Source organism: Micromonospora sp. CA-244673, from assembly GCF_050948395.1.
Taxonomy (GTDB): Bacteria; Actinomycetota; Actinomycetes; order Mycobacteriales; family Micromonosporaceae; genus Micromonospora.
In genome coordinates, this window is sequence record NZ_CP192019.1 from 4,196,072 (window position 1) to 4,222,548 (window position 26,477).

Annotated in this window: 18 protein-coding genes; 4 read left to right on the forward strand and 14 right to left on the reverse strand. The window is 75.1% G+C overall.

All coding sequences use genetic code 11. The features are described from left to right. The first annotated feature begins 47 nt into the window (after positions 1-47). The gene (locus ACQP12_RS19565) at positions 48-1,073 is read left to right on the forward strand and encodes a LacI family DNA-binding transcriptional regulator (protein WP_433280808.1); all 1,026 of its coding nucleotides are present in this window, start codon (positions 48-50) and stop codon (positions 1,071-1,073) included. A 12-nt stretch (positions 1,074-1,085) separates the two neighbouring features. Here the strand turns inward: ACQP12_RS19565 and ACQP12_RS19570 are convergent, their stop codons facing one another. The 7 genes from ACQP12_RS19570 to ACQP12_RS19600 form a co-directional block, all read right to left on the reverse strand. Continuing rightward, positions 1,086-2,393, reverse strand: coding sequence for a D-alanyl-D-alanine carboxypeptidase family protein (locus ACQP12_RS19570; RefSeq protein ID WP_433280810.1), 1,308 nt, complete (start codon positions 2,391-2,393; stop codon positions 1,086-1,088). Between the two features lie 53 nt (positions 2,394-2,446). After that, positions 2,447-4,297, reverse strand: coding sequence for a copper resistance CopC family protein (locus ACQP12_RS19575; RefSeq protein WP_433280811.1), 1,851 nt, complete (start codon positions 4,295-4,297; stop codon positions 2,447-2,449). After that, entirely contained in the window at positions 4,294-4,761 is a 468-nt protein-coding gene (locus ACQP12_RS19580; protein WP_357942935.1) for a hypothetical protein, read from the reverse strand. Before ACQP12_RS19580 ends, ACQP12_RS19575 begins: the two co-directional genes overlap by 4 nt. A 54-nt stretch (positions 4,762-4,815) precedes the next feature. Continuing rightward, positions 4,816-7,785, reverse strand: coding sequence for a multicopper oxidase domain-containing protein (locus ACQP12_RS19585; RefSeq protein WP_433280813.1), 2,970 nt, complete (start codon positions 7,783-7,785; stop codon positions 4,816-4,818). Between the two features lie 20 nt (positions 7,786-7,805). Beyond that, positions 7,806-9,107 carry a multicopper oxidase domain-containing protein gene (locus ACQP12_RS19590; protein WP_433280815.1) on the reverse strand — a complete coding sequence of 434 codons (1,302 nt, stop codon included), beginning with the start codon at positions 9,105-9,107 and terminating at the stop codon, positions 7,806-7,808. Positions 9,108-9,120: 13 nt separating this feature from the next. Further along, positions 9,121-10,380 carry a multicopper oxidase domain-containing protein gene (locus ACQP12_RS19595; RefSeq protein WP_433280817.1) on the reverse strand — a complete coding sequence of 420 codons (1,260 nt, stop codon included), beginning with the start codon at positions 10,378-10,380 and terminating at the stop codon, positions 9,121-9,123. Positions 10,381-10,452: 72 nt separating this feature from the next. Further along, on the reverse strand, positions 10,453-15,585 hold the full coding sequence (locus tag ACQP12_RS19600; RefSeq protein ID WP_433280819.1) for an IPT/TIG domain-containing protein: 5,133 nt from the start codon (positions 15,583-15,585) through the stop codon (positions 10,453-10,455). A gap of 246 nt (positions 15,586-15,831) precedes the next feature. On the opposite strand from ACQP12_RS19600, the gene ACQP12_RS19605 reads away from it, so the two are divergent. Further along, positions 15,832-16,500: a response regulator transcription factor gene (locus ACQP12_RS19605; protein WP_357942948.1), complete on the forward strand. Its 669-nt coding sequence runs from the start codon at positions 15,832-15,834 to the stop codon at positions 16,498-16,500. Then, positions 16,481-17,560, forward strand: a complete 1,080-nt coding sequence (locus ACQP12_RS19610) for a sensor histidine kinase (protein ID WP_433280821.1) — start codon at positions 16,481-16,483, stop codon at positions 17,558-17,560. The genes ACQP12_RS19605 and ACQP12_RS19610 overlap by 20 nt, the downstream gene beginning before the upstream one ends. A gap of 19 nt (positions 17,561-17,579) precedes the next feature. On the opposite strand, the gene ACQP12_RS19615 is transcribed toward ACQP12_RS19610, so the two are convergent. The 6 genes from ACQP12_RS19615 to ACQP12_RS19640 all read right to left on the reverse strand — a co-directional run bounded on the left by ACQP12_RS19615 (position 17,580) and on the right by ACQP12_RS19640 (position 24,310). Continuing rightward, a complete protein-coding gene (locus ACQP12_RS19615) occupies positions 17,580-18,554 on the reverse strand; it encodes a lysylphosphatidylglycerol synthase domain-containing protein (RefSeq protein ID WP_433280823.1) in 975 nt (324 codons plus the stop codon). Between the two features lie 171 nt (positions 18,555-18,725). Then, the gene (locus ACQP12_RS19620) at positions 18,726-19,991 is read right to left on the reverse strand and encodes a D-alanyl-D-alanine carboxypeptidase family protein (protein WP_433280825.1); all 1,266 of its coding nucleotides are present in this window, start codon (positions 19,989-19,991) and stop codon (positions 18,726-18,728) included. Between the two features lie 23 nt (positions 19,992-20,014). Continuing rightward, the gene (locus ACQP12_RS19625) at positions 20,015-20,434 is read right to left on the reverse strand and encodes a protein-tyrosine phosphatase family protein (RefSeq protein WP_433280827.1); all 420 of its coding nucleotides are present in this window, start codon (positions 20,432-20,434) and stop codon (positions 20,015-20,017) included. Between the two features lie 108 nt (positions 20,435-20,542). Next, positions 20,543-21,160 (reverse strand): hypothetical protein, encoded by a 618-nt coding sequence (locus ACQP12_RS19630; protein ID WP_433280829.1) that lies wholly within the window; start codon positions 21,158-21,160, stop codon positions 20,543-20,545. 13 nt (positions 21,161-21,173) lie between these two features. Next, positions 21,174-22,958, reverse strand: coding sequence for a DUF4012 domain-containing protein (locus ACQP12_RS19635; RefSeq protein WP_433280830.1), 1,785 nt, complete (start codon positions 22,956-22,958; stop codon positions 21,174-21,176). Between the two features lie 128 nt (positions 22,959-23,086). Beyond that, a complete protein-coding gene (locus tag ACQP12_RS19640; RefSeq protein ID WP_433280832.1) occupies positions 23,087-24,310 on the reverse strand; it encodes a glycosyltransferase family 4 protein in 1,224 nt (407 codons plus the stop codon). Between the two features lie 144 nt (positions 24,311-24,454). Between ACQP12_RS19640 and ACQP12_RS19645 the strand changes: the two genes are divergently transcribed. Further along, on the forward strand, positions 24,455-25,042 hold the full coding sequence (locus tag ACQP12_RS19645) for a low molecular weight phosphatase family protein (protein ID WP_433289340.1): 588 nt from the start codon (positions 24,455-24,457) through the stop codon (positions 25,040-25,042). Here the strand turns inward: ACQP12_RS19645 and ACQP12_RS19650 are convergent. Next, the gene (locus ACQP12_RS19650) at positions 25,023-26,477 is read right to left on the reverse strand and encodes a polysaccharide biosynthesis tyrosine autokinase (protein WP_433280834.1); all 1,455 of its coding nucleotides are present in this window, start codon (positions 26,475-26,477) and stop codon (positions 25,023-25,025) included. The genes ACQP12_RS19645 and ACQP12_RS19650 overlap by 20 nt on opposite strands.

The following is a 26,477-nucleotide window of genomic DNA, read 5'->3' on the forward strand; positions in this document are numbered from 1 at the left end:
GTCCCACGGTTCGCGGCCGGCACCTCCGGCCGGCGGAGGGGACACGGGTGAACGCGGACGACGAGCCCAGGGTGACCATCACCGCGATCGCGCGGGAGGCGGGCGTCTCCGTGCCCACCGTGTCCCGGGTGCTCAACGGGCGCTCGGACGTCGCGCCGGACACCCGGGAACGGGTCGAGGAACTGCTGCGCCACCACGGCTACCAGCGCCGGGGCAGCCGCACGGTGCGCCGGGCGGACCTGGTCGACCTGGTCTTCAACGACCTCGACAGCCCGTGGGCCGTGGAGATCATCCGGGGCGTGGAGGACGTCGGCCACGCCGCCGGCGTGGGCACCGTCGTGTCGGCGATCCACAGCGAGTCGACCTCGACCCGCAGGTGGTTGCAGAACCTGCGGACCCGCGCCTCGGACGGGGTCATCGTGGTGACCTCCCACCTGACCCCGCCGGTGCACGCCCAGCTGCGCCGGCTCAACGTGCCGGTGGTGGTGGTCGACCCGGCCGCCGGCGTGCCGGACACGGACGTGCCGGCGATCGGGGCGACCAACTGGGCCGGCGGCCTGGCCGCCACCGAGCACCTGCTGGGGCTCGGCCACCGCCGGATCGGCTTCGTGGCCGGCCCGACCCACCTGCTGTGCAGCCGGGCCCGGCTGGACGGCTACCGGGCCGCGCTGGAGGCGGCCGGCGCGCCGCTGGACGACCGGCTGGTGCAGCCCGGCGATTTCTACCACGCCTCCGGCTTCGCCGCCGGCAGCGCGCTGCTCGACCTCGACGACCCGCCGACCGCGATCTTCGCGGCCAGTGACCAGATGGCCTTCGGGGTCTACGAGGCGGTCCGCCGGCGCGGGCTGCGGGTGGCCGACGAGGTGAGCGTCGTCGGCTTCGACGACCTGCCGGAGGCCCGGTGGGCCTCCCCGCCGCTGACCACGGTGCGCCAGCCGCTGGTGGAGATGGGCCGGCTCGCCGCCCGCACCGTGCTGCGCCTGGCGCAGGGCGAGGAGCTCGAGTCGCCGCGGGTGGAGCTGGCGACCCAACTGGTGGTGCGGGACAGCACCGCGCGCCCCGCCGGCCGGTAGGCCGCAGCCGCGTCAGTCGTCGTCCGGGATCCTCTCGCCGCCGAGGGTCGCGCCGGGCGGCAGCGCGGCGAGCGCGGCGTGCCGGCGGCGCCGGGCCAGCAGCACCGCTCCCCCGGCCACCAGCACCACGCCGACCGCGACCGACGGGCCGACTCCCGGCCAGGTCTCGGCGGCCGGCGAGCCGGCGCCGGCCAGCCCCGCGCCCCCCGCGAGGGCCGACGCCGGCCCGGTCGGCGTCGCGGCGGCGCGGTCCAGCTCACCGGGGCCGACCAGCCGGCCCACCGCCGCGTCCCGCGGCAGGCCGAAGCCCCAGTCGAGCAGGGCGGCCCCCTGCTGCCAGCCGCGCCGGGTGGTGACCTCCGCGCCGAGCAGGGTCACCACGAGGCGCCGCCCGCCCCGTTCGGCCGCGCCCACGTAGGTGTGCCGGGCCAGGTCGGTGAAACCCGTCTTGCCGCCGATCGCGCCCGGGTAGTGGTCGAGCAGCATGTTGTCGTTCTGAATCTGGAACGCCTTCTCCCGCAGCGCCGGCTGGGCCGGAACCTGCGCGGTGCGCGTGGCGGTGTACCGGCGGAACGCCGGGTCGGCGAAGCAGGCCCGGGCGATCAACGCCAGGTCGTACGCGCTGGTGAACTGCCCGGGACCGTCCAGCCCGGACGGCGTGACGGCGTGGGTCTGCAACGCGCCCAGCCGCCGGGCCTCCTCGTTCATGGCTCGGATGCCGCCGTCGATGCCGTCCGGGCCGCCGCCCAGCCGGGCGAGGGCGTTGGCCGCCTCGTTGCCGGACTTCAGCAGCAGCCCCAGCCAGATCGTCTCGATCCGGTACCGGCCGCCCTCGGCCAGCCCGACCGCCGAACTGCCCGGCTCGATGGCCAGGTCCTCCGCGGTGACGGTCACCTCGCGGCCGGGGTCCAGCCTCGGCAGCATGGTGGCCGCCAGCAGCAGCTTCTGCACGCTGGCCGGTATGCCGTACTCGTGCGGGCCGCAGCCACCGAGCACCGCCCCGGTGTCCAGGTCGGCGACCACCCAGGAGGTCGCGGTCACCGCCGGCGGCGCGGGCGCGGCCGGCGGCAGGACCAGCCCGGCGGTGGACAGGGCGGCGCCGCCGACGGCCCGCGCGGCGGGGCCGGCCGCGGGCGGCGGCTGCGGCGGCCGGCTCGCCGGGGCCGGCACGTTCGGACAGGGCGGCGCCCCGGCGGGCAGCCGGCCGGCACGGGTCGCGGACACGCCCGCCCGTGCGCCGGCCGCGGCGGGCGTGGGCAGCATCGATGCCGGCACGAGCAGGGCGGCGGCCAGCGCCACGGGCGGTCCCCAGGTCCTCATGGCCGGAGGCTAACCACGCCGACCCGAACGGGTTGCCGGCTCGGGGATTCGCATCACGCGGACGGCGGTGCCGCGTAAACTGCCGCCCGCCGGCGTCGCCACCACCAGGCGGCGACGAGGACCACGCCGACCACCGCCGCCGCGCCGAGCCCCAACGCCGACCGGTCCAGCGCCGGTCGCAGCGGGGCCGCCGAGACGCGTACCGGGGTGGCGGTGCGGTCACCGGCCGCCACCGGCCAGGGGTGGGTGTCGGTGACCGGGGGCAGGCCGTCGCGGAGCACGGTGACCCCCACCCGCCAGTTGCCCGGGGTGCGGATGTCGTCCACCGCCACCACCCAGCCGTCGGCGGTCCGCGTCACCGGGTGCACGGCCCGCTCCCCGTTCGGGCCGGTGAGCAGGAGCGACACCCCGGTCACCGGGCCGGGCGCCGGGCGCCGGGTGTCCCCGACGGCGATGCTGACGATGTTGCGACCGGGCCGGTTGGGGCGGACCACGACGGTGTCGACGAGGTCGGCCATCTGGCCGCTCACCTGCGGCTGCGTCCGGGCGGCGTCGGCCACCGGGAAGGCGGGCCCGCGGGCGGGCCCGGCGGCGGCCAACGCCCCGGCCAGGCCGAGGACGAGCGCGAGCGCCCCGGCCTCGGCGAGCAGGCCCCGGCGGGGCAGGTCGGCCCGGCGCAGGCGTCGGGCGGTCCGCAGCCCCAGCACCCCGGCCACGCCGGCCACCGCGACCTTGGCCAGCAGCAGCACCCCGTACGGCGAACCGAGCAGCGCATCCACGGTGGCGACCTGGGGGCCGGTGAGCAGGAGCCCGGTCAGCACGAGCAGGGTGACGCAGCCGACCGCGAGGGCGGCGAAGGCACGCAGCAGGGCACGGAGCTGGGCGGCACGTTCGGCCGTGCGGGCGGCCGTGGGCAGCAGAACGAGCACCGCGGCCACGACCGAGCCGGCCCAACCTCCGGCCGCGAGGACATGCCCGCCGCCGACCAGCGCGGTGCGGACCGGGCCGCCCGTCGGGTGGCCGAGCAGCGCGGTGCCGGCCGCCGCGGCGAGCGCCCCGGCCAGCCCCACGGCGACGCGTGCGGGAGCGATCCGCGCGTCGGGCGCCGTGCGGAGCCGGCGGGCGGCGGCCAGCACGACGGCGAGCAGGGTCGCGGTGCCGGCCTCGCGGAGCAGCCAGCGGCCGCTGGTGAGCTGGTCGGCCAGCAGCCGCCACCCGCCGGCCGCCCCGGCGAGCTGGATGGCCAGTTGCAGGGGCGCGGCGAGCAACGCGACCGCTCCCCCGTATCCGGACACCACCAGCAACCGTCGGCGGAGCGCGGGGTCCATGGTGGGTCCCGGCGACCCGCGGCGGCCGGCGAGGAGGGTGAGGGCGGCGCCGCCGAGCAAAACGGCGAGGCCGAGCAGGCCGGCGGCGCGGGCGGCGGTCTCCCGAGGGCCGGGGCCGACCGGGCCGGCGGCGCCGGCGGCCGTGACCTGCCGGCCGACGCCGAAGACCAGCGTCCCGCTCGTGGTGTGCAGGTCGTCGCTGGACAGGGTGCGCCAGGAGACGTGGTAGGTGTTCGGCGGGAGGGCGGGCAGGCCGGCGACCAGGCTCACCGGCTCCTCGCTGTCGGCGTCCTCGGCGACGGGTTCCCCGTCCGCGCCGCGCAGCGCCAGCCCGGTCACCGCCCAGTGCCGCCCGTCCCCGTCGACCAGGGCGACCCGGGCGGCGGCAAGCTCGACGTGCTCGGTGAAGGCCAGGGTCAGCGTCTCGGGCGCCCGGTCGAGCACCGCGCCGTCGGCGGGCGCGCTGCTCGCCAGGTACGCGTGCGCCTGCGCCGGCGCGGGCACGGCCAGCACGGTCAGGCCCGCCACGGCGAGGGCAGCGAGGAGACGGCCGAGCCGGGGATGCACGACGGTCACCGCACCGGCACGTGGGCCAGCCGGCGCTGCCCCGACGTGATCTCGATCTTGTCGCCGCGCTTGATCGCGCTGCCGTTGTTCAGATAGAGCAGGTAGTAGCTCTGCCCGGGACGCAGCTCGTGACCCTGCTTCATCAGCGCCGCCCGCCAGGCCAGCTTGCCGGAGCGCTCGTTGCGCAGCCGCGGCGGATGCTTCGTGTCGTTCTGGAAGGCCGACGCCTTCTGGGTGTCCAGCACCACGTAGCGCAGCTCCACCAGGCCGCCGTCGCCGACGACGGCGGCCTGGGTGAAGCGGATGCCGAGGGTGGCCTCCAGCTGCCCGTCGTGCGGGACGGCGTAGCCCTGGCGGGCGTCGGCGTACCCGCCGAAGCGGACTGTCGACACCGCGACCAGCGCCAGCACGAGCAGCGCGAGGACCAGCCGGCCGAGGCGGGGGCGCGGGATGCGGAGCGGGATCGCGACCATGGTCAGGACTCCTCGGGGAGGGTGGGGGCCGGGCGGGTGCCCGGCTCCCGGGCGTCAGGGTGCGGTGTAGCGGGTGGCGGCGTAGTTGTCGAAACGCAGCGACCCGCTGGTGGTGGCGGTACGGGCGACCAGGCCCAGCGCCGCCGACTCCACCGTGTAGCCGCTGGTGTCGCCGGTCAGCGTGCCGACCGTGACGGCGCCGACCTTGAGCGTCGCCGAGCCCGCGGAGGCCGAGGCCCAGTCGAGCCGTACGGTGCCGCCGCTCGCGGCGACCCAGCCGGTGTACGCCCAGCCCGCCGGCCGCAGCAGCCCCAGCCGGAACTGGTTGACGCCGTTGCTGCGCCGGTACTGCGCCACCGCCAGGGCCCCGCCGGAGGCGTTGCGGAGCTGGTAGACGGTGACCACCGCGGTCTGCGGGTTGACGGTGCCGAGGATGACGTCGGCCCGGGCGTGGACGGTGCGCTCGGCGGCCGGGGTGGTGTCCACGACGTACCCGACGGTGCCGGCGACGAGTTGCCCACCGCTGACCGACACGGTGCCGCTCACCTGCGACCAGGCGCTCGTGCCGCTGGTGAAGGCGTCGGCGAAGATCGCGTTCGGCGGGTCCACGGTGGCCGTGACGCTGCCGGCCGTGCCCCAGTTGCCCAGCGCGTCCCGGGCCCGGACCCGCAGGGTGTGGGCGCCCTTGCTGAACCCGTTGAGGGCGACCGTGGCGGAGACGCTGGTGCCGCTGACCGTCATCGGGTGGCCGTGGCCCGCGCCGGGGTCGGCGCCCTCGTACCACTCGGCGGCGGCGACCGCGGAGGCCGCGTCGGTGGCGGTGGCGCTCAGGGTGAGCGTCGCCGCCCGGGCGGTCGGGTTCGGTGCGGCGGTGACCGCGCTGATCACCGGCCCGGCGGGGTCCAGCACGAAGCCGACCGAGGCGAGCGGGCCCCAGTTGCCGGCCGAGTCCCGGGCGTGCACCAGCACCTGGTGGGCGCCGTCGGCGAGCTCGGTCAGCTCACTGAGCGGCAGCAGCCCGTACGTGTTCTCCGTGCCGCCGTTGAACGATCCGTCGAGGGCGACGAAGGTGAAGCCGGTGCCGTCCGCGCCGCCCGTGTCGAGGAAACCTTCCGCACCGGCGATGGCGGAGTGTGTCCCGCCGCCGGCCGGGTCGGTGAAGGCGGCGTTGATCCGCAGGTCGGTCGGGTCGGACGCCGATCCGGTGCGGCCGTCGGTGCTGGCCGGGTCGACCGCCGCGGAGAGCAGGGTCGGGACCGTCCGGTCCACCACCAGGTCGGCGGTCGCGTACGGGCCCCAGAGCCCGAACGAGTCCCGCGTGTGCACCAGTACGGTGTGCCGGCCCTCGGCGAGTGCCGCGGCCACCACGGCGGGGACGGTGCCGGACTCGGCGCTGACCGCCGCGCCCGGGCTGCCCAGGGTGAGCGGGATGCCGGTGCCGTTGGCCCCGGTGGTGTCCAGGAAGTACTCGGCCCCGGTGACCGTGCCGCCGAGGCCGCGGTCGTCGCCGGTGGCGGAGATCGCGATGTCGCCCGTGCCCGCGGTCGGGCTGGGGCTGAGGGTGACCCCGGTGGTGACCGCCCCGGTGACCGCGAGGTTCAGCGTCGTGCTGCCCACGACGCCCCAGTTGCCGGCCGCGTCGTGGCCGCGTACCCAGATGGTGTGCCGACCCTGGGCCAGGGTGGTGAGCAGGTCGGCGGGAAGGGCGGCGGTGGCCCCGGCGACGGTGGGACCGGCGCCGAAGCCGGCGGCGGTGAACGGGATGCCGGTGCCCTCGGCGATCCGCAGGTCGTCGACGACCGCCTCGGCCCGGTCCACCACGGAGTTGCCGTTACGGGCGTCGGTGAAGTCGGCGGTGACGCTCACGGCGTCGCGCACGCTGGCCGGGTTCGGGGCGGCCCGGACGTTGGCCGCGGTCGGGCCGACGTGGTCGCCGCTGACCGGCGGCGGGTTGGTGTCCAGGAAGGTCAGCATGCCGCCGAACGCCTGCTGGGGGCTGACCCCGGTGACGGTGGCGCCGTAGCGCTGGCCGGCGTTGTTGAGCCGCCCGCCGGACTCCAGCAGCGCGAAGCGCCGCCCGTCCGGGCCGGACGGCACACCCACCACCGCGTCGACCGCCTGCCCCGGTTGCAGCGGCAGGGTCACCGCCGCCTCCGGGTACGCGGTCGGACGGGCGTCCTGGCCGACCACCAACTGGTCCAGCCCGAGCAGGGTCATGGGGTGTGGCTGGAGCCCGGCGGCGACGTAGCGCAGCAGCACCCGGCGGCCGACGTCGGTGGCGACCACGTCGGTCTCCGGGAACGCCTTGCCGTTGATCAGCCGGTACGTCGGGGCGTAGGCGCGCATGTCGTAGGTGCGCGGGGCCGCGTTGAAGGCCGGGTCGACCTCGGTGAGCACCAGCACCGCCTCGTCGTCGTAGACGGAGGCGGCGTCCCCGTACGCGCTGGGCCGCCCGCCGACGGCGGGAGCGCGGACCACCAGCGCTCCGACCAGGCCCATGGCGACCTGCCGGGGGCCGAGCGCGGTGTGCCCGGCCTCGTAGAGGTAGGTGCCGGGGCGGGACGCCGTGAAGGTGTAGCCGCGGATGCCGCCGGGTGCGGCGCCGGTGCGGTCCGGGGCGAGCCCGGTGACCGCCGGCAGGGCCAACGCCAGGTCGTCGGTCAGTCCGTTGTGCACGGTGATCGTGACGCGGTCGCCCTGGTCGACGACGAGCACCGGCCCGGGCAGGGTGGCCGGGGCGGCGGCGGTCGAGGCGAAGCCCCAGATCGGCACCGGCGCGGCGGCGCCGGGCAGCACCACCGAGCCGGGCTTGGCCCACAGCTCGCAGCTGGCCGTACCGCCGGCGAGCTGGCAGCCGGTCTGCGGCAGCGCGCCCTGCGGCGGGGCCGGCTCCCCGGCGAGGGTGGCCGGCGCCCGCCCGGCGGGAGCCGCGTGCGGGGCCGCGGCGTTCGCCGGGGACGGACCGAGCGCCAGCAGCGCGGCCGCGATCCCGGCGACCAGCCGAGCTGTACGGGTCGGTGTCATCGTCGCCCTCCCCTGCCTGATCACGCCGGGCATCCGGCGGGCGGGTCGATGCGGATCAGCGTCATCATTCCGCCGAAGCTCGCCCCGTAGTTGGTGGCCTGTTCCAGCGCGTGGCTGTGCGCGACGTGGTAGTACTCGCCGCACTGGTTGTTCTGCACCACGCCGGGCGGCAGCTCGCCCGGCTCACCGCCGAGGTACGGGTTCTCCGCGAACCAGGTCTCCGGGCCGGGGCCGACGATCTGGTCCTGCAACGAGGGCAGCGGCACCGGGATCGGGTTGCCCTGCGGGTCCCAGTGCTCGGCGTCCTTCCAGATCATCAGCGTGTCGACGGTCTGCCCGGGCGCCACGTCGATGAGGAAGTTGGAGTAGGAGAGGTCCTGCCCGCCGGCGCCCTGCGCGGGCCGGCCGTCCCGGGCGATGAGCTGCTCGTCGCTGCCGTGCGGGTGGAACGGGTAGCTCACCGAGCCGGCGTTGAGATAGCGGATCAGCGCCGGCTTCGGGTTGCCCACCGGGTCGTACGGGCGGATGTGGATCAGCGCCCCGTACGGCTGGGCGGGCAGCCAGTCGGCGTGGTTGGGCGCGATGGTGTCCGGCATGCTGCGCCCGTTGATGGTGAAGTAGCGGGCCTTGTAGCGGGTGAAGTCGTAGGCCCGCTTCCGCTCGACGGCGAGGTGCAGGTCCGGGTCGATCTCGCCGAGCAGGTAGAGGTACTCGCGGTCGGGGTCGAACGCCGAGTCGGCCCGGTCGTTCTCCCGCTCGGGGTGTCCGGCCGGGCGGACCACGAGGGCGCCGTAGAGGCCCATCTGGACCTGCTTCTGGACGTCGGTGCCGGACTGGTAGAGGTAGGTGCCCGGCGGGCCGGCCGTGAAGGTGTAGGTGACCGAACCGGTGTTGGCGGCGGCCGTGGTGGTCAGCGAGGTGAGGGTGCCGGCGGCGTCGGTCTCCGGCTGCGCCGGCTGGCCGTCGGCGAGCACCTGGACCTGGCCGGGGAAGGTCATCGAGGTGGGCTCGGGCAGGCTGTTGTGCAACACCACGGTCACCTTCACCCCGGCGGTGACGCAGAGCGTCGGGCCGGGGAGCTGGAAGGCGCCGCCGCCGGCCGCGTAGCTCCACATGTAGATGGTGTTGCCGTCCGGCATGGCCGCGTACCCGCCGGTGGCCGTCAGGTCGAAGGCGTTGTCGCCGGCGCTGAGGCACTCCAGGCCGGCGGGCGGGCTGGCGGCCGATTGACTCGGACCGGGGACGACGAGCACGGCGACGATGGCCGCGACGAGCGGCACCGCGCTCAGCCGCTTCCACCGGCCGCGGTCGAGACGAAGCATCGGAACCCCCATCTCAGGCGTTCGCCCGGGTCTGCGCCGGCAGGGTGCCCGGCGGGGAGACCCGGATCTCGGTCAGCTGCCCGCCCCGTCCGCCGCCGGCGTTGGCCAGCGACATCAGGTCGCGGTCGTAGAGCAGGTACGTGCCGGGGTCGGGCGCGGTGAAGATGACGTCCCGGCTCTCCCCGGGCCCGATCTGGACGGTGTTGGTCACCTGGTACTCGGCGCTGCCGTCGCGGCCGCGCAGGAGCGCGGCGTCCTTGCCGACCACCAGCAGGTCGACGCCGTCCACGGTGACGGTGTGGTTCTGGTAGCCGAGGTTGGCCAGCCGCAGCAGCACCCGCTCCCCCGAGTTCGCGGTGATCAGCGAGGAGATCGGCTGGTAGCGCAGCCGGCCGGCGGCGGCGCTCATCGGGTCGCCGTTCGGGGCCAGGGTGTCCGGGTGGCAGCGGCCGTTGAAGGCGAAGAAGGACGGCTTGTAGTCGGTCCAGTCGGTGGTCTGGATGTGCGCGTCCCGGTAGTGCGCCTCGGCCCACACCTCGGTGAGCATCAGCGCGAACTCCCGGTCGTACCGGGTGGTGCCGTCGCCGTCGTTGTAGACGTACCGCCCGGGCGGCACGTCGGCGGTGCCGGCGTTCTGCGCCGGGCGGACGTAGACGATCCCGGTCATGCCCATCTGCACGTGCTCGACGTCCTCGAAGTGGCAGTGGTACATGTAGGTGCCGGCGTCGTGCGGGCGGTAGAAATAGGTGAAGTCGCGGCCGATCGGCACCGAGATGGACAGCTCCGGCACACCGTCGAACAGCGGGATGGCGTTGCGGAAGCCGTGCCAGTGCACGGTGTGGCCGTCGGTGAGGTCGGGGCGGACCGACAGACCGAGATTGGACAGCGTGATCCTGATGTCGGTCTCCTGGTCGAAGCCGAGCAGCGGGGCGCTGATCTGCGCCTTGCCGCGCTGGGCGGTGACCTGGGTGGCGGACAGGCCGGTGACGTCGCGGAAGCCGAAGACGTAGAGGTCGGCGCCGGCTGGGGCGAGCGGATCGGGCCAGAACGGGCTGATCGGCGGGGCGCCCTGCGGCATGGAGACCCAGCCGTCGGTGGCGGCCAGGTGCAGGGTCGCGGTCGGGTTCGGGACCGCGCGGGGCAGCACCGCGGCCGGGCGGCGGAGCTGGGCGTCGGAGCCGCGCTCCGGCAGGACCGCCCAGGTGCCCAGACCGGTGACGCCGGCCAGCAGGGCACGCCGGCTGACGCTCGGCTGCCGTACGGGATCGGTCACGATCTCCTCCTCGGTGGGTGGGGACGGGCGGGATCCGCGGGCGTCCGGTGTGGGCCGGCCGCCCGCGGACGGTCAGGGCAGTTCGTCGGCGCCGGCGTCCGGCCGCGTGGTGCTGCGCGACTGGCCGTCGATGTCGACCGTCGGGGCGGTGACGGTGAAGGTGCCGTAGGTGCGGGTGGCCACGCCGAGGCCGTTGGCCGGCGAGGCGGCCCCGGCCAGGTGCCAGTCGCCCATCTGCGTGAGCGGGACCTGCTGGAGCACGATCACCGCCTGGCGGAACGACGGGAAGGTCCGCGAGGTCAGGATCTGCACCGACACCGGGAACGGGCTGCGGAACGCCGGGTCGAGAGCCACCCGGTTGGTGCTGCTGAGCGTGGTGCCGGTGGTGTCCTGGAGCACCGAGTTGGTCGGTGTCAGCGGGCCCACTCCGTCGGCGGAGCCCATGTCCCAGTGCCGGACCGGTTCCCCGGCGGGTGCGTCGGCGGCGCCGACGCCGGTGACCCGGACGCCGTTCCACTCCCCGGCCCGGTTGTCCCAGAAGATGTTGTTGAACAGCTTCGGCTTGCTGAAGCTGGGCGAGCCCTCCGGGAGGGTGGCCTGGAGCTGGTCGCTGTTGGCGGTGGTGGAGAGGCCGGCGGGAGCGGCCCGGCCGTCGCTGGTGGCGGCGGTCGCCGTGGTGATGTTGCCGGCCACCGTGTTGTTGACCATCCGGACGTCCGGGGCGTCGTCGAGCGCCACACCCGCGCCCTCGTGGGTGGAGATGTTGTCCACCACCATGTTGTTCGTCACCGAGATCGGCACGTTGCCGGCCTGGAGCAGCCGGATGCCGCCGCCGTCGTCGTTGGCGAGGTTCGCCTCCACCACGTTGGCGTCGATCTCGACGGCCCCGGAGCCGGGTGACAGCTTCGTCGGGTCCGACGGCAGTTCCCCGGCCACCATGATGCCGCCGGCCTCGTCGTACGACTGGTTGAGCCAGATCCGGTTGGCGGCGATCCGGCCGTTGTAGGACAGGCCGTAGTGGCTGATCCCGCCGCCGTACTCGGCGGAGAAGTTGCCGCAGACGGCGTTGTGGTCCACCGAGTACGCGTTGCTGCCGGCGAAGATGCCGATCCCGCCGGCCAGGTTGGTGCCGCCGTTGTCGCGGATCTGGTTGCGGGAGATGCTCACGTGGTCGTTGCTGGTGTTCAGGTACGGGGTGCCGACCCGGATGGCGCCGCCGTAGGAGCCGCTGTTGGCGACGATGACGTTGTCGGTGATCCGGGTGTAGTCGGCGCCGCCGTGCAGGTAGACGCCGCCGCCCTGGGTGACCACCGCGCCGGGCGCCCCGTACGGGGTCGTCACGCCACCGGTGACGTCGTTGACGTTGCCGGCGAAGTCCGACTGGTTGCCGCCGGTGATCCGGAAGCCGTCGATCGTGACGGGGTTGCCGGCGCCGAACTGGCCCGACCGGGCCAGCACGGTCACCACCGCGCCGTCGGGCACCGCCTCCGGGCCGAGGTGCGGCAGGGAGCCGACCAGATTCAGCCAGGCGGTGCCGGTCGGGTTGTCGATGCCGAACGCCCGCCCGTCGAGGATGGACCCGGCGACCGTGGTGTTGTCGGCGTACCGGCCGCCCGGGCCGACGCCCTGGAGGCGGGCCGAGGAGTGCACGACCACGTTCTCGTAGTAGGCGCCGGCGGGGTTGTCCGGCCCGGGGGTGTTCGGCCAGACCGCGACCACCGCGATGCCGCCCGTGGCGGCCGCCGCCTCCAGCGCCGACTGCACCGTGCCGTAGGTGGTCTCCCCGGCGCGGACGGCCCACACGGGTGGCTTGACCTGGAACAGCCGCGGGTTGGCCGCGCCGCCGACGCCGGTGCCGGTGGTGGCGCCGAGGAGCTGGAAGGTGAGGCCGTTGGTGGTCGTCCGGCCGCCGGCGGCGGTCACCCGCAGCTCGGCGGGGCCGACCGAGCCGCCGGTCAGGGTGACCTCGATCCTCCGGTCGGACCAGGAGGTGACGGTCACCGTCGGGTCGGTGCCGGCGGAGTCGAGGACGACCGCGCTGCCCGGCCCGCGGGCGCCGAACCCGGTGCCGGTGATGGTGACCCGGCGGTCGGTGTCGGTGCTGCGCAGGAACGGCCGGGAGACCGCGAAGAGCTGGGGAACGTCCCCGGCCGGGTCGCACTGCACCGCGCCGAGCTGCCCGGAGCCGGGTGAGATGCCGACGGCCGCGACCGCGGTGGGCGCGGTGTCGGTGACCGTGTAGAGGCCGGGCCAGGCCTGGAAGTTGGTGGCGATGGTCCGGTAGCGCGGGTTGTAGTTGCCGTTGAGGTGGCCCGGCTGGCCGGGGTCGTTGCCGACGAAGCGGTACATGTTCGGGCACGGGCCGGCCGGCAGCGGGCAGTTGTAGGTGCTGGTGGACGGCTCGATGGCCTCGTACATGCCGTTGAAGTCGGTGTCCACGGTGTCCACCAGGCGGCCGGCCCAGTCGTACAGGCCGACGGGGATGTCCGGGATGCCCTCGGCCTCGCCGTAGTTGGCGCTGCGCCGGTCGTGGGTCAGCCCGAGGTCGTTGATCACCAGGCCCCAGAAGTGGGTGGGCAGCGGCACCGGGGTGAACAGGTTGAAGTTGGGGGCGCTGGCCTGCCCGCCCCGGACCTCGACGAGCTTGGTGTCGCAGAGCGGACGCCGCTGGCCCTCGAACGGGCTGCCGCCGCCGTCGAGGAAGCCGGGGTCGGTGACGTGCACCGTGTGCAGGGCCCCGGCGCAGGACGAGGTGATGCCGTTGCCCTGCGACGGCGGCTCACCCGGGTCGGGCTGCGGGTCGGGCGGCGCCGGCTGGTCGGCGGCCTGATCGGGCGCGGGCGGGAAGTTCTCCTGGGGCAGGAAGCCGTCGCCGTCGAAGACGTTGACGTCCTCCTCCCGGGTGGGCTGGTAGATCGGGCCGCCCCCGACCGGGTTGGTCGGGCTCTCCACGCTGACCAGATAGTCGTCCGGCACCAGCGGCTGGGTCTCGCCGTCGGGCAGCGGCGCGTACAGCGGCAGGTCGTGGTCCGCGCCGGGGTTGGCCGGGTCACCCGGCGGGATCAGGTTGCGCTTGGAGTCGGCGAACGCGTAGTTGCCGTTGACGGTCTGCCCGAAGTTGGTCGGGTCGTTGTCGGTCGGCGCGGCCTGGAAGCCCATCATCGGGGCCTCGACGCACATCTGGTCCGCCTCCCGGCCGAAGTCCGGCAGGGCGAGCTGGTCGGTGAGCGGGCGCCCGTCGAACATCCGGGCGGTGCAGCCCCGCCCCGGCTGCCAGGTCTCCGAGGTGTACGCGTCGTTGAGCTCCGGGCCCCTCTTCAGCGAGCCGTCCGCCTCGCGTACCGGGTCGCCGTCGGCGTCCCGGACCACCGCGTACAGGTGGACCTCGATGCCGGGGATGCCCGGCTGGTACGGCTCGGTGGCCGCGTTCGCCGGGTCCAGCTCGTTGCGGGTGGTGTCGTAGGTGACGGTGCCGGCGATGCCGCCGTTCTCCGCGCCCTGGTACGGCTGTACTCCCCAGTCCACCCGGCCGGAGAGCCCGATGATGGGCAGCACGTCCACGTCGACGGCCGCGCCGCGCAGCGTGGTGGGTTCGGGCTCGTTCGGCGCCTGGTAGGTGATGCCGGTCGTCTTGTAGCGGGTGTTGAACGCCTCCAGCACCAGCCACTTGGTCAGCGGGTACGCCTCCTTGATGGCGTAGTGGCCGGCGCTGTCGGTGACCACGCTGTTGGTGGCCTGGTCCATGAGGGAGTTGTCGCGTTCCTTGAGCACCACCGGGAAGCGGGGCACGCCGCTCTCTCCCGGGTCCTGCCGGCCGTTGCCGTTGGTGTCGACGAAGACCGTGCCGGTGATCTCGGTGAACCAGCCGACCAGTGGCTTCGCGCCGATGTCCACGGTCTTCCCGCCGCTGACCGTGACGTTGAAGGAGTCGAGCAGCATCTCCTGCGGGCCGTCCCAGAGGGTCAGCTGGTAGTCGCCGTCGGGGACGTGCGGGATCCGGAACGAGCCGTCGGCCGCGCCCCGGTCCAGGTAGATCATCCGGTCGCCGTCGCCCAGGTCGGACAGGGCCACCCAGGGCCGGGCGACCGGACCGGCGATCTTCGCCCCGGCCACCCCGTCGGCCGGCAGCGTCACACCGCCCTGACCGCCCACATAGGTGTACGCCTGCACGACGGTGCCGGTGACCGCGCCCGCGGCGGTGCCGGTGAGGGGCTTCGGGGCGACGAAACCGAAGTCGACGTACGGCACCGGCTCGCCACCCAGGCTCTGCTCGGTGTCGTAGCCGGTGTCGGCCTCCTGCACCCAGACGTCCCAGTCGTGGCCGCCCTCCAGGGTCGTGGTCTGCACCCAGGTCTGTCCGCCCGGCGCGACCACCGAGGCCGCGTACCGGTCGGGGCCGAGGTTGGGGATGGCGATGTCGCCCTGCGCGTCGCTGCGGCAGCCGGTGGACTCCCGCGCGATGACCGGCCGGCCGTCGGCGAAGACGACCTGGCCGGCCGGGTGGGTGGCGTCCGGCGCGGTGTGCCGGTACTCGGTGCAGAGCGGGTTGCCGTAGTAGTCGACCGTCACCTCACCCATCACGTCGGCCAGGTGGGCCGTGAAGCCCGCGAGCCCGCGTTCGGCGCCCACCTCGTAGGTGCCGTCGACCGGGACGCTGTCCTCGAAGATCCGCAGCCGGACCGTGCCGAGCGGCAGCGGGTACGGCTGCATGCCGACGGTCACCGCGCCGGTCCGTCCCGCGGTGACGGTGAAGTGCTCGCCGTCGATCTTGTAGCCGTCGGCCGTCACCGAGATGAGGTAGCGGCCGGCGGGCAGGCCGTCCAGCGCCGTACCCGAGGAGAGGGTGTCCTGGTCGCCCTGGGCGACCACCGGGACCGCGCCCGGGGTGTTGCGAATGGACGGCCAGCGGCAGTGGTCGGCGAAGTCGGCCGCGCTGGCCACCCCGGCGCGCGCGGGCAGGCAGTGCTCAAGCGCGTCGTGCGGGTCACCGGTGTCGTCCGCCGTGATCATCCAGCGGTAGTCGGTGACCGCGTCGCCCTGCTGGATCTGCGGCGCCGGCCCCACCGTACGGGCGCTGACCACCGCCAGGGTGAGGGCGCCCGTGGTGGGCTCGGCGGCGGCCGGGCCCGGTGGCACCACGAACCCGACGAGCAGCAGGCAACTGGCGGACACGAACCAGCGCGGCCAGACGGAACGACGCGGCATGCCCTCACCCCCTCGGTCAACGGAAGGCGGCCGCGACGACGTGCGGCCGGGCCGGTGTCAGGAGCATGCGCAGCGCGGGCCCGCCAGGGACCGCTTATGACCACGCCGTCATGTGGTCGTCATCCGGGCGGTGACCGGCCGTGTCGGAACGGCGACACCAATCCACCCCGTTCGGCGGTGGTGCGAATCAGGATCAGACCGGCTTCATTGAGTCACCAGATAGTCGCCGAGGTCTGTGGGGGCACGGTGGGACGGGTACTGGTGATCGAGGACGACGAGCGGATCGGCCGGCTCGTCACGCGGGCGCTGGAGGGCGGGGGCCTGCTCACCGAGCGGGCGGCCTCCGGCACGGACGGCCTGAACGCCGCGCTGCGCCGGGACTTCGACCTGGTCGTGCTGGACCTGATGCTGCCCGGGCTGGACGGCCGGCAGGTGCTGGACCGGCTGCTGGCGCAGCGTCCCGGGCAGCCCGTGCTGGTGCTCTCCGCGGTGCCGGAGGTCAGCACCCGGGTCGCCGTACTCGAGGCGGGCGCGGCGGATTTTCTGGGCAAGCCCTTCGCGGTGGCCGAGCTGCTCGCCCGGGTACGCGCCCGGATGCGCGGCCGGCCGGCCGGTGACGCCGGCCGGTGGCTGCGGGTCGGCCCGGTGCAACTGGACCTGCACCGGCGGCGCGCGACCGTCGACGGGGTCTGGGTCGACCTGCCACTGCGGGAGTTCCTGCTGTTGCAGCACCTGATGACCCGGGCCGGCCGGGCGTGCAGCCGGGAGGAGCTGCTGTCCGACGTGTGGGGCCTGGACTTCGACCCGGGCAGCAACGTGGTCGACGTCTCGGTGCGCCGGTTGCGCGGTCGGCTGGACCGCACGGACCGGATCGAGACGGTGCGGGGCGTGGGCTATGCGTACGCCGCCGACTGACCGCGCGCTCGCCTGGGCCTGGATGCTCTTCGCCGCGGTCAACGTGGCGCTGATGTGGTTCCTGCCCGGGCAGGAGACCGTGCCGTTCCACCTGGTCTGGATCAGCCTGGCGCTGGTCTACGGCTTCACCACCTGGCCGCTGGGATGGATGGTGGGCGCGCTGGCCGGGGTCACCAGCACGACCGGGGCCATCCTGGCGCACCACGCGGCGGTCGGCGAGATCCGCTGGGAGGAGACCGCCGAGGAGCCGCTGATGGCGGTGATCTTCATCGTGATGGCCTGGCACGTGCACCGCCGGCACGTGCTGCTGCACGAGATGCGCCGGCTCGGCGAGGCCGAGCGGGACCGGGCGCACCGGCAGGAGCTGCTGGTGCGGCTCGCCTCGCACGAGCTGCGGACGCCGCTGACCATCGCCCGCGGCTACACCGAGCTGCTGCGCGGCACCCACGACGACCCGTCGACCGTGGCGGACACCGCGGTGATCCTCGACGAGCTGGACAAGGCGACCCGGATCGCGCACCGACTGGTGACCCTGATGCAGCTGGAGCGGCAGCACCCGATCCGCCCGGTCGACCTGGACGTCGAGCTGGCCCGGATCGCCCGGCGCTGGGCGCCCGCCGCCGACCGGGACTGGTCCTGCCGATCGGCGGTCGGGTTGACCCGGGTCAACCCGGAGCGGCTGGAGGCGGCGCTGGACTGCCTCATCGAGAACGCCGTGAAGTTCACCGGGCCCGGGGACCGGATCGCGCTGGTGGGCCGGCGGGACGCCGCCGGGTGGACGGTGGAGGTGGTCGACTCGGGGGCGGGCATCCCTTCGGAGGCCGTCCCCGAGCTGCTCGCCGGGGGGCCGGGCCTCCCCACCGCGACCGGCACCGGCCTCGGGCTCGCCATCGTCCGGGCCGTCGCCGGCGCGCTCGGCGGCACGGTGCTGGTCGGCAGCGGACCGGACGGGGGCGCCCGGGTCGGCCTGCGGGTGCCCGAGCCGCAGCCGGCCGGTCACCCCTGGCCGGAGCCGGTCCGCGCCGAGCCGACCGGCCCGGTGCCGCTGGCCTCCGGTTGACGCCAGCTCCCGTCGGGCGTCACACCGCGCCACGCCGCACGAGAAGGCGTAACGCCACGTAGCCGGGCAGCACCGGCAGCCAGAAGGTGGCCAGCCGGTAGACGAGCACCCCGGCCACCGCGGTCTCGGTCCGGACGCCGTAGAGCAGCAGGCCGGAGACCAGGGCGGCCTCGGTGGCGCCGAGCCCGCCCGGGGTGGGCGCCGCGGTGGCCGCCCCCTCCCCCACCACGCACACCAGCGCCACCGGGGCGAGCAGCGCCGACTCGGCGGGCAGCCCGACGGCGAGCAGGGCCAGCCAGAGCGCGGCGGCGTAGGCCAGGGTCAGCGCCACGCTCACGGTCAACAGCGGCACGGCCCGGCCGCCCCGGACCAGCGCGCGCAGGGCGTCCGCGACCTGACGCCGGGCCGCCCGGAGCCAGGCCCGCCACCGGGGTACGGCGAGCGCCACGGCGACGGCCAGCAGCAGGGCGAGCACGGTGAGCAGCACGGCCAGGCCGCGTCCGGCGGCGGCGTCGACCAGGTGCCGGCGCGTCCCCCGGGTGAACGGCAGCAGGACGGGTAGCAGCAGGGCCACGCCGAGCACCCCGGCGACCCGGCTCACGGCGACCGCGGTGGCCGCCGCCGGCACGGTCAGCCCCTGCCGGTGCAGGTACCGGAGGCTCAGCGCGGCGCCGCCGAGCGCGCCGGGGGCGAGCCGGTTGACGAAGGCGGCGGCCACCTGGACGGCGACCGTGCGGCCGAGCGGCACCGGGGCGGCGACGGCGAGCCGCAGCGCGAGCGCGCTGAGCAGGTAGGTGGCGGCCGCGGCGAGCAGTGCGCCGGCCACCGCGAGCGGGTCGGCGTGCCGCAGGGCGTGCAGCGCGGCGCGTACCTGGCCGAGTTGCGGCAGCAGAAAGTGCACCAGCAGGCCGAGCATGAGCAGCAGGATCACGTTCCGCGGGGTGATCCGCAGGGCTCGGGCCAGGCGGCCGAAGGGCGGGTGGCTCCGGCGCATCGCCGGCGTCAGCGGTGGGTTTCCGGGCGCGCCCGTACCGCCGCGGGGGCGCCGGGCGTGGTTCCGTCGGTTGGCCGGCTGTCCCGCATGACCCGACGATAGGGCGACCGGCCGGCGGAACGGGCGGCATCGCCGACGGTCCGCCCGACCGGTACGCGGGCCGAGCGGGCGTCAGGCCCGGCGGCGGCCCGTCCGGCGGGAGCGGCCGCGGCGGGCGACCAGGACGGCCACGAACCCGCCGACGGTGAGGGCGAGTAGGCCGGCGGCGGGCACGATGACCTGCCAGTCGCCGTCGGCCATGCGGCGCAACGCGGTCCCGGCCGGCCCGCGCCACTGCGGCGGCGGGGTCGGGCGGGCCGCTGCCGGGGAGCCGCTCGGGGCGACGCGCTCGGCGTCCAGCTCGCCGGGGTCGACCAGCCGGCCGACTGAGGCGTCCCGGGGCAGCGAGAAACCCCAGTCGAGCAACTGGGCGCCCTGCTGCCAGCCGCGCGCCGGGCGGGACTCGGCGCCGAGCAGGGTGACCACGAGCCGCCGGCCGCCGCGCTGAGCCGCGCCGACGAAGCTGTGCCGGGCCCGCTCGGTGAAGCCGGTCTTGCCGCCGAGGGCACCCGGGTAGCGGTAGATCAGCTGGTTCTCGTTCTGGATCTGGAAGCCGCCCTTCTTGAGCGCGGGCTGGGCGGGGATCTGGGTCCGCTCGGTGAGCGCGTAGCGGCGGAACCGCGCGTCGGCGAAGCAGGCGCGGGCGATCAGCGCCAGGTCGTACGCGCTGGTGAACTGCCCGGGACCGTCCAGTCCGGACGGCGTCGCGGCGTGGGTCTGGCGGGCGCCCAGCCGGTGCGCCTCGGCGTTCATCTCGGCGACGCCGGCGCGGGCGCTGCCGGCGCCCAGCCGGGCCAGCATGTTCGCCGCGTCGTTGCCGGACTGGAGCAGCAGCCCCAGCCAGAGCGTCTCCACCGGGTAGCGCCCGCCGACGAGCAGGCCGACGGCCGAGCTGCCCCGCTCGATGTCCAGGTCGGCCCTGGTCGCGGTGGCCACCTGCTTCGGGTCGAGCCGGTTCAGCAGGGTGGCGGTCAGCAGCAGCTTCTGGGTGCTCGCCGGGATTCCGTACTCGTGCGGGCCGCAGGCGCCGAGCACGGCGCCGGTGTCCAGGTCGGCGACGAGCCAGGTGGTGGCCGTGACCGCCGGGGGCGCCGGGCTGCCGGGTGGCGCCACGAGGCCCGCGGTGGCCAGCGCGTCACCGCCGACGGCCTGCTCCTCGGGCACGGACGGCGGCGGGGTGGGGCGTGGCGGCCGGGTCACCTTCGGCGCCGGCAGCCGCGGGCAGGGCACTGCCGCCGCGGGGGCGGCGGTCACCGGCGGCGCGGCGTGCGCCGGGGCCGGCGCCCCGCTGGCGAGCACGGCGAGGACGGTGGTGGCGGCCAGGACCCGGGCTCTCATGAAGAGGCACCCTACCGAGCGGCTCAGCTGACGCCGCGCAGCCATCGGCGCTGCCACGGGGTCTCCACCGCTCGCGGGTGGTAGCCGGCCCGGACCCAGGTCACCGCGGGCTCGGGGTCGAGCCCGTCCAGAACGGCCAGCGCGGCGAGGGCCGTGCCGGTCCGGCCGACACCGCCGTGGCAGGCGACCTCGACCCGCTCCCCCGCGTACGCGCGGCGCCACGCCTCCCGCAGCGCGTCGAGCGCGTCGGCGCGGTCCAGCGGCAGCCAGAAGTCGGGCCAGCGGATCCGGCGAGCCGGCCAGGCCGGGTCCGGCCCGGGGGCCAGCAGCAGGGCGAAGTCGGCGGGCGTGGCGGGCGCGGCGACGCGCCGCCCGCGCACGGTGGCGCCGTCGGGCAGCACCAGCAGGCCAGCGCGGTCGGTCCACGGCTGCGTCGGGTCCATCCGGTCATTGTGCGGCGTCGGGGGGCGGCAGGCGCGCCGGTGCCCGCCGGATCTGGTCCGGCGGGCACCGTCACGAACAGTCCGGGCGTTGCCCGGGATGCCGCAGGGTCAGCGGGAGCCGATCCCGAAGCGACCGCGCCGACGCCAGGCCAGGGAGAGCAGCACCAGCACGGCGCCCGCGCCGGCCAGGCCGCCGCCGAGCTTCACCGGCGTGCTGAGGCTGTCACCGGTCACCGGCAGGTTGCCGCCGCCGTGCGGGGGCCGGTGCGGCCGCGTCGGGTAGACGATGCCCGTGGCATCGTCCGTCCGATTCCCCTGGGTGGCGGTGAAGTGGTGCCGCCCGGTCCGGCTGGGCTTGTAGGTGACGGTGAAGGTGCCGTCGTCGCGCGCCGTCACGGTGAACGCAGTCGGCGCCGGCTGCGGCTGCTGGTAGGCCACCGCGCTCATCGCGACGGCGCTGCCGTCGCTGCGGCGGACCGTCCCCTGGGCGGGTGCCGCGTTGGGGTTGCCGCTGATCTCCACGTCGAACCTGACCTCGCCGGCCGTGAAGCCCGTGCCCTTCAGGGTGAAGGTTCCGCCGAGAAAAATGGTCGGCGGCTCGATGGTCAGCGATACCTCCCCCGGCGGGTACACGGGTGGCTGCGGCTGCGCCGCGCCGGCCGCGGTCGGCACGGCCGCCACGGCCAGGCCGACCGTGAACGCCATGATGATGCGGGATAGCCGCATGATGGATTCCCTCCTACTGATCACAGCTTGGTGCGGAAACAACTTGGGTGGTCCATGGGGTGACGGTTGGTGTGAGCACCAGCTCGGCAGCGCCGGCGCTCGTCTTGCCGGTGAGCAGGGTGACGTCGAGGGTCCGGGTCCGACCCGGCTTGACCTCCACGTTCGCCACGGTCACCTGGCGGCTGCCGGCGGACCCGCTGCCCATCGCGGTGTCCTTGCCGTCCAGCCGGCCGCCGAGCACCGCCCCTCCGGTCGGCGTGTACACCGACACGAGGGTGCGGGCGGTGTACGGATCGCCGGAGAGCGCGAGGCCAGTGACCGACTCGGACAGGCCCGACCGCGGGACGGTGGAGTGGACCGTGACCCGCAGCCGCAGCTCGCGGCGCCCGTCCGGCTGGCAGTCGCCGACCGTCACGGTTGCCGAGAACCTCAGGTAGTAGCCGAGCTTCGCGCCGCTGCCGTCGTTGAGGAACACGCCGACGGTCGGCACGATGTCCTTCTCACGGAGCTTCCCGGCCAACCGGCTGTCGCCGAGGACCCGCTGCTCCGCGGGATGGACACTCCAGAACAATATCCGTCGTTCGGCAATAGAACGGTTGAAAACGGTCAAAAGGGCACGGGGATTTACCGCCTTGGTGAAGAGGGTGTCGAACACCGCGGACGCCGCCTGCGCGAAGAAGGCGTCCTGCGCCTTGGTGTCGAGCGTCCGGTAGGTGTCGCTGAGCAGGGTCCGGACCACCGTGCTGCCGGCCAGGCTCGGCTGGCCCGGCACGGTGACCGGCCCGATCACGCCGAGCAGGTACGACAGCACCAGCGGGTCCACCGCGAGCACGCCGTCCACCTCGCTGCCCGTGCGCCGGCGGACCATCTCCCGGTAGAGCGCCGCCGCCGTCGGGAAGTCCGGGCTGAGGTTGACGTCCGCCGGGAACATCCCCGGCAGGTCCTTCCAGAGGGTCCGCAGCTCCTGGCTCACCGGCAGCGGCGGTGTGAAGGATCCGAGGCTGCTCGCGCTCTTCTGGCCGGACAGCCGGATCCGGCCGCCCTCGGCCCGCAGCACGGCGTACGCGCCGAACATGCCACCGGTGGCACGCAACTCCGCCGGGTTCTGCGAGACGAGCAGATAGCTGCGGGGGCCGTCGGCGCCGAGCAGCGACGGCAGCAGCCGGGCGCCCTGGTCCGCGGCGGAGGTGAGCTCGCCCAGCCGGTCCAACTCGGTCCGCAGCCCGGAGACCGCGTCCCGCACCTGCCCGACGAGGTCGTCGGTGGACACCGCGCGCAACCGCTCGCCGGTCTGCCGCACCGCCCGGTCGGCGGCGGAGACCTCGGCCGAGACGGAACGCAGCCGGCCCAGGTCGAGCTTCCCCTCCTTCGGCACGAGCGAGGCGAGGTCGACCCGGAGCAGGGTGGGGAAGGCGAGCCGGGCCAGGTCGTCCACGGCCACCGCGATCTGGCGGACCGCGGCCAGGTCGTCGCCCGCGTACGGCGCCTGCTGGCCGAGCCACCAGCCCGGGTCGCCCGTGGCGGCCCGGGCCGAGGCGGCCTGCTCCTGGAGCGCGGCGAGGGTCCGCTGGGCCCGGGCCACGTCGCCGCCGACCACCTGGGTGCTCAGCTCCTGGGCCAGCCCGGCGGCGTTGAGCAGGTGCGCCCGGGCCTGCCAGCCGCGGAACCCGACCCAGCCGCCGGCGGCCAGCAGGACCGAGACGACGACCAGCCCGACGAGCAGGATCCGGCGTACGCGGGCCCGGCTGCGGCGCCGGGAGCGCCGCCGCCGGCGGGGCAGCCCACCGCTTTCCGTCACACCACTCTCCCGTGGCTCGCAATCGGACACCATTGACGATTGATCGCTTTCTAGCACGAATTTCCACCGCTTCGTGGCGTTATCACGCACTTAACCCCGGTGTGGCGGTTTCGTGAGATCCGCTCCGGTCAGCGGCGGGCACCCTGGGCGCGCGCGGAGACCTCGCGCAGCAGGCCCTCGATCCGGTCGACGCCGGCCCGCAGCGACATCTCGCGCAGGTAGGCGTCCCGGCCCCGGCGGCCCATGTCCGACCGGGCCGCCGGCGGGATGGCCGAGGCGAGCCAGAACCGGTCGGCCAGCGCCGCCCAGTCCTCCGGTGGGCAGGACAACCCGGCCCGCGCCCGTTCCACGAGCGCCACCGTGTCGCCGCTCGCCGACGCGACCACCGGCGCGGCGCAGGACAGCGCGGCCTGGAGCTTGCCGGGCACCATGCCCCGCAGCTCGGGCAGGTCACGCAGCATGACGAGCTGGTAGTCGGCCGCCGCGTACAGCTCCGGCATGTCCAGTGGGGACCGCCGGTCGACGAACCGCACGTTGTCGGCCCGAAGCTCGGCGGCGAGCCCCCGCACCCGCCGCTCCTCGGCCCCCGAGCCGACCAGGACCAGGTCCATCCGGTCGTCCAGCGCGGCCACCGCGCGCACCGCGGTCTCCAGCCCCTGCCGTACGCCGATCGTGCCGGCGTGCATCACCACGCACCGGCCGTCCCGGCGGATCAGGTTCCGGGCCGCCCGGCTGGGCTCGGTCGGACGGAAGATCCGCTCGTCGGTCCAGTTCAGCACCACCCCGACCCGGTCCGGGTCGGCGCCCCCGGCGACCACCAGGTCCCGCATGGAGGGTGCGGTGACCGCGACGGCGCCCGCCTCCTGGTAGATCCGGCGCAGGGTGGCGTCCAGCCGCCCCGACCACCGGCGGGTCTCCCCCGCCCGGGACGGCTCCTCCTCCGGCCAGACGTCCTGCACGTGCAGTACGGTCGGCACCCGGCCGAGCAACCGCAGCAGGCCGGCCGCGGCGAAGGTGACCGCCGGGAGCTGGAAGACGTACAGGGCGTCGACGTCGCCGAGGTAGCGCCGGCCGGTCAACGCCACGCTGCCGGCGAAGGAGAGCCAGCTCGCCATCCGCGCCGAGCCGTCGCCGGCCGCGTACCGGGGCACCCGCCGGACGGTCAGCCGCTCGCTGTGCGTCTGGTGCCGCCAGCGCTGCCGCCAGCCCGGATAGACGTGCCCGCCGGGATAGTCCGGGAAGCCGGTGAGGACGCGTACCTCGTGGCCGCGGGCGGCCAACTCCTCGGCCAGGCTGCCCGGGATGAACGCGGGCTCGGGCGGGAAGTGGTACGACAGGATGCCGATCTTCATGGCCGCCCTCCCGGCGGGGCTTCCCGGCGCGCGGGGCCCGGCACCCCGTAGGATGCCCGCATCCCCTCTGCGTCCGGCCGCGACCGCCGGAACACCGCCGTCGCGGCGCCGTGTCCCGCGACCGTGCCGACGAGAGGGGTGCAGATGGTCGACGGGGTGCTCTTCGTCTGCCACGCCAACATGTGCCGGTCCCCGATGGCGGAGTTCATCGCCCGCCGGCTGCTGCGCGACCTGCCGGTCGCGGTGACCAGCGCGGGCACCGACGCTCTCGACGGGGCGGCCATGCACCCGTACGCGGTCGAGGTCGCCGCCGGGACCGGCGCGGACCCGGCGGCGTTCCGCACCCGCCGGCTCCGCCCGGAGCACCTGACCCGGGCCGCCCTGGTGCTGACCGCGACCCGGCGGCAGCGCTCGGTCTGCACCGCGCTGGCCCCGGCCGCGCTGAGCCGGACCTTCACGCTCCGCCAGTTCGCCCGGCTGGCCGCCGCCGCCACGGCGGAGGCGGCGGAGGCGACCGAGCCGGTCGAGCCGGCCGGCCCGGCCGCGGAGTCCCCGCTGCTGGCCGCCGTCGTGGCGGCCGCCCGCGCCCGGGGGCGGCTGCAACCCGCCACCCCCGACGCGGACGACCTGCGCGACCCGATCGGCGGCTCGCCCGCCGACTTCCGGCGCTGCGCCGAGGAGATCGAGCGTTCGATCCGACCGGTGCTCGCGCTCATCGGGACAGCCGGGTGAGTTCCTGGGTGTGGTCGCCCACCGGGGCCTGCTCCCCGCGCCGGGCCACCCCGGCGCGGTCGGTGGGCACGGACGGCCCGGCCGGCGGCACGACCACCTTGTACGCCTCGTACTGGTAGGCGTCCGCCTTCGCGACCTTGGCCATGTTCAGCACGCAGCCGAGCAGCCGCACCGAGACCGAGTGCAGCGCGTGGGCCGCGGCGGCCACCTGGCTGCGCGAGGTGCGCCCCTGCTGGGTGACCAGTAGCGCGCCGTCGGCCTGCACGGCCACCACCACGCCGTCGGTGACCGCGAGCAGCGGTGCGGTGTCGATGACCACGATGTCCGCCGACTCGCGCAGCGCCACCAGCAGGTCCGCCATCGCCTTGGAGCCGAGCAGCTCGCTGGGGTTGGGCGGGGTGGCGCCGCTGGGCAGCACCAGCAGGGACTTGTCGCCCCACCGCTGCACCACGTCACCGACCTGGACGTCGCCGACCAGCACGTCGGTGAGCCCCACCCCGCCGTCCAGGCCGAGGTAGTCGGCGACCTTGGGACGCCGGAGGTCGGCGTCGATGAGCAGCACCCGCCAGCCGGCCTCGGCCAGGGCGATGGCGGTGTTGCAGGCCATCGTGGTCTTTCCCTCGCCCTGCAGCGCGCTGGTGACCGCGATGACCCGTGCGGGCTCGTGCACGTCGACGAAGCGCAGGTTGGTCCGCAGCTTGCGGACCGCCTCGGCGCGCGGCGAGTTGGCCGCCTCGCCGACGATCAGCGGGGCCGCCTTGGCCCCGGACTCGAACGGGATCTCGCCCAGCAGCGGGCTGCCGGTGACCCGCTGGAGCGCGGCGGCGTCCCGCATCCGGACGTCGGCCAGCCCGCGCAGCACGGCCAGCCCCGCCCCGAGCAGCAGCCCCAGCAGGCCGCCGATGACGAGGTTCCGCACCGGCTGCGGCGAGACCGGGTTGGAGGTCACCCGGGGGCCGCTGACGACCTCCAGCTTGATCGGCGGCGCCTTGCCGTCCGGCGGGGTCTCCACCTTCTGCACCAGCTCGATGAACTTGGCCGAGAGCGCCTCGGTGGTCTTCAACGCCCGGGTCTGGTCGGTGTCGGTGACGGTGGCCTTCAGCAGCACGGTGCCGGCCTCCGTGGAGGTGGTGATCCGACGCTGCACCTGGTCGGCCGTGAGCCCGAGCGGCGCCTCGGCGACGACGCTCTGTGCCAGCCGGTCGCTGGTGAGCAGGTCACCGTAGGACTTCACCCGCTGCTGGAGGAAGAGGCTGCCCTGGTAGGCGTCGGTGACGCCCTGGCTCGGCGTGGTGACGAAGAACGTCACCGAGGCCTCGTAGCGGGGCGCCGTCCGGACCGTCACGAGGGCGGCGGCGCCCAGGGCGACCATCACCGTGACCAGCACGATCCACCAGTGGCGTCGGACCAGGCGCAGATAACCGAGAACGTCCAT

Bases quoted from the DNA above. Each gene is read 5' to 3' on its own strand.
- ACQP12_RS19645 (WP_433289340.1), top strand. From the start codon at position 24,455: ATGGTCGACGGGGTGCTCTTCGTCTGCCACGCCAACATGTGCCGGTCC.
- ACQP12_RS19585 (WP_433280813.1), bottom strand. From the start codon at position 7,785: ATGACACCGACCCGTACAGCTCGGCTGGTCGCCGGGATCGCGGCCGCG.
- ACQP12_RS19580 (WP_357942935.1), bottom strand. From the start codon at position 4,761: ATGGTCGCGATCCCGCTCCGCATCCCGCGCCCCCGCCTCGGCCGGCTG.
- ACQP12_RS19640 (WP_433280832.1), bottom strand. From the start codon at position 24,310: ATGAAGATCGGCATCCTGTCGTACCACTTCCCGCCCGAGCCCGCGTTC.
- ACQP12_RS19570 (WP_433280810.1), bottom strand. From the start codon at position 2,393: ATGAGGACCTGGGGACCGCCCGTGGCGCTGGCCGCCGCCCTGCTCGTG.
- ACQP12_RS19590 (WP_433280815.1), bottom strand. From the start codon at position 9,107: ATGCTTCGTCTCGACCGCGGCCGGTGGAAGCGGCTGAGCGCGGTGCCG.
- ACQP12_RS19600 (WP_433280819.1), bottom strand. From the start codon at position 15,585: ATGCCGCGTCGTTCCGTCTGGCCGCGCTGGTTCGTGTCCGCCAGTTGC.
- ACQP12_RS19630 (WP_433280829.1), bottom strand. From the start codon at position 21,160: ATGCGGCTATCCCGCATCATCATGGCGTTCACGGTCGGCCTGGCCGTG.
- ACQP12_RS19620 (WP_433280825.1), bottom strand. From the start codon at position 19,991: ATGAGAGCCCGGGTCCTGGCCGCCACCACCGTCCTCGCCGTGCTCGCC.
- ACQP12_RS19650 (WP_433280834.1), bottom strand. From the start codon at position 26,477: ATGGACGTTCTCGGTTATCTGCGCCTGGTCCGACGCCACTGGTGGATC.
- ACQP12_RS19615 (WP_433280823.1), bottom strand. From the start codon at position 18,554: ATGCGCCGGAGCCACCCGCCCTTCGGCCGCCTGGCCCGAGCCCTGCGG.
- ACQP12_RS19625 (WP_433280827.1), bottom strand. From the start codon at position 20,434: ATGGACCCGACGCAGCCGTGGACCGACCGCGCTGGCCTGCTGGTGCTG.
- ACQP12_RS19610 (WP_433280821.1), top strand. From the start codon at position 16,481: ATGCGTACGCCGCCGACTGACCGCGCGCTCGCCTGGGCCTGGATGCTC.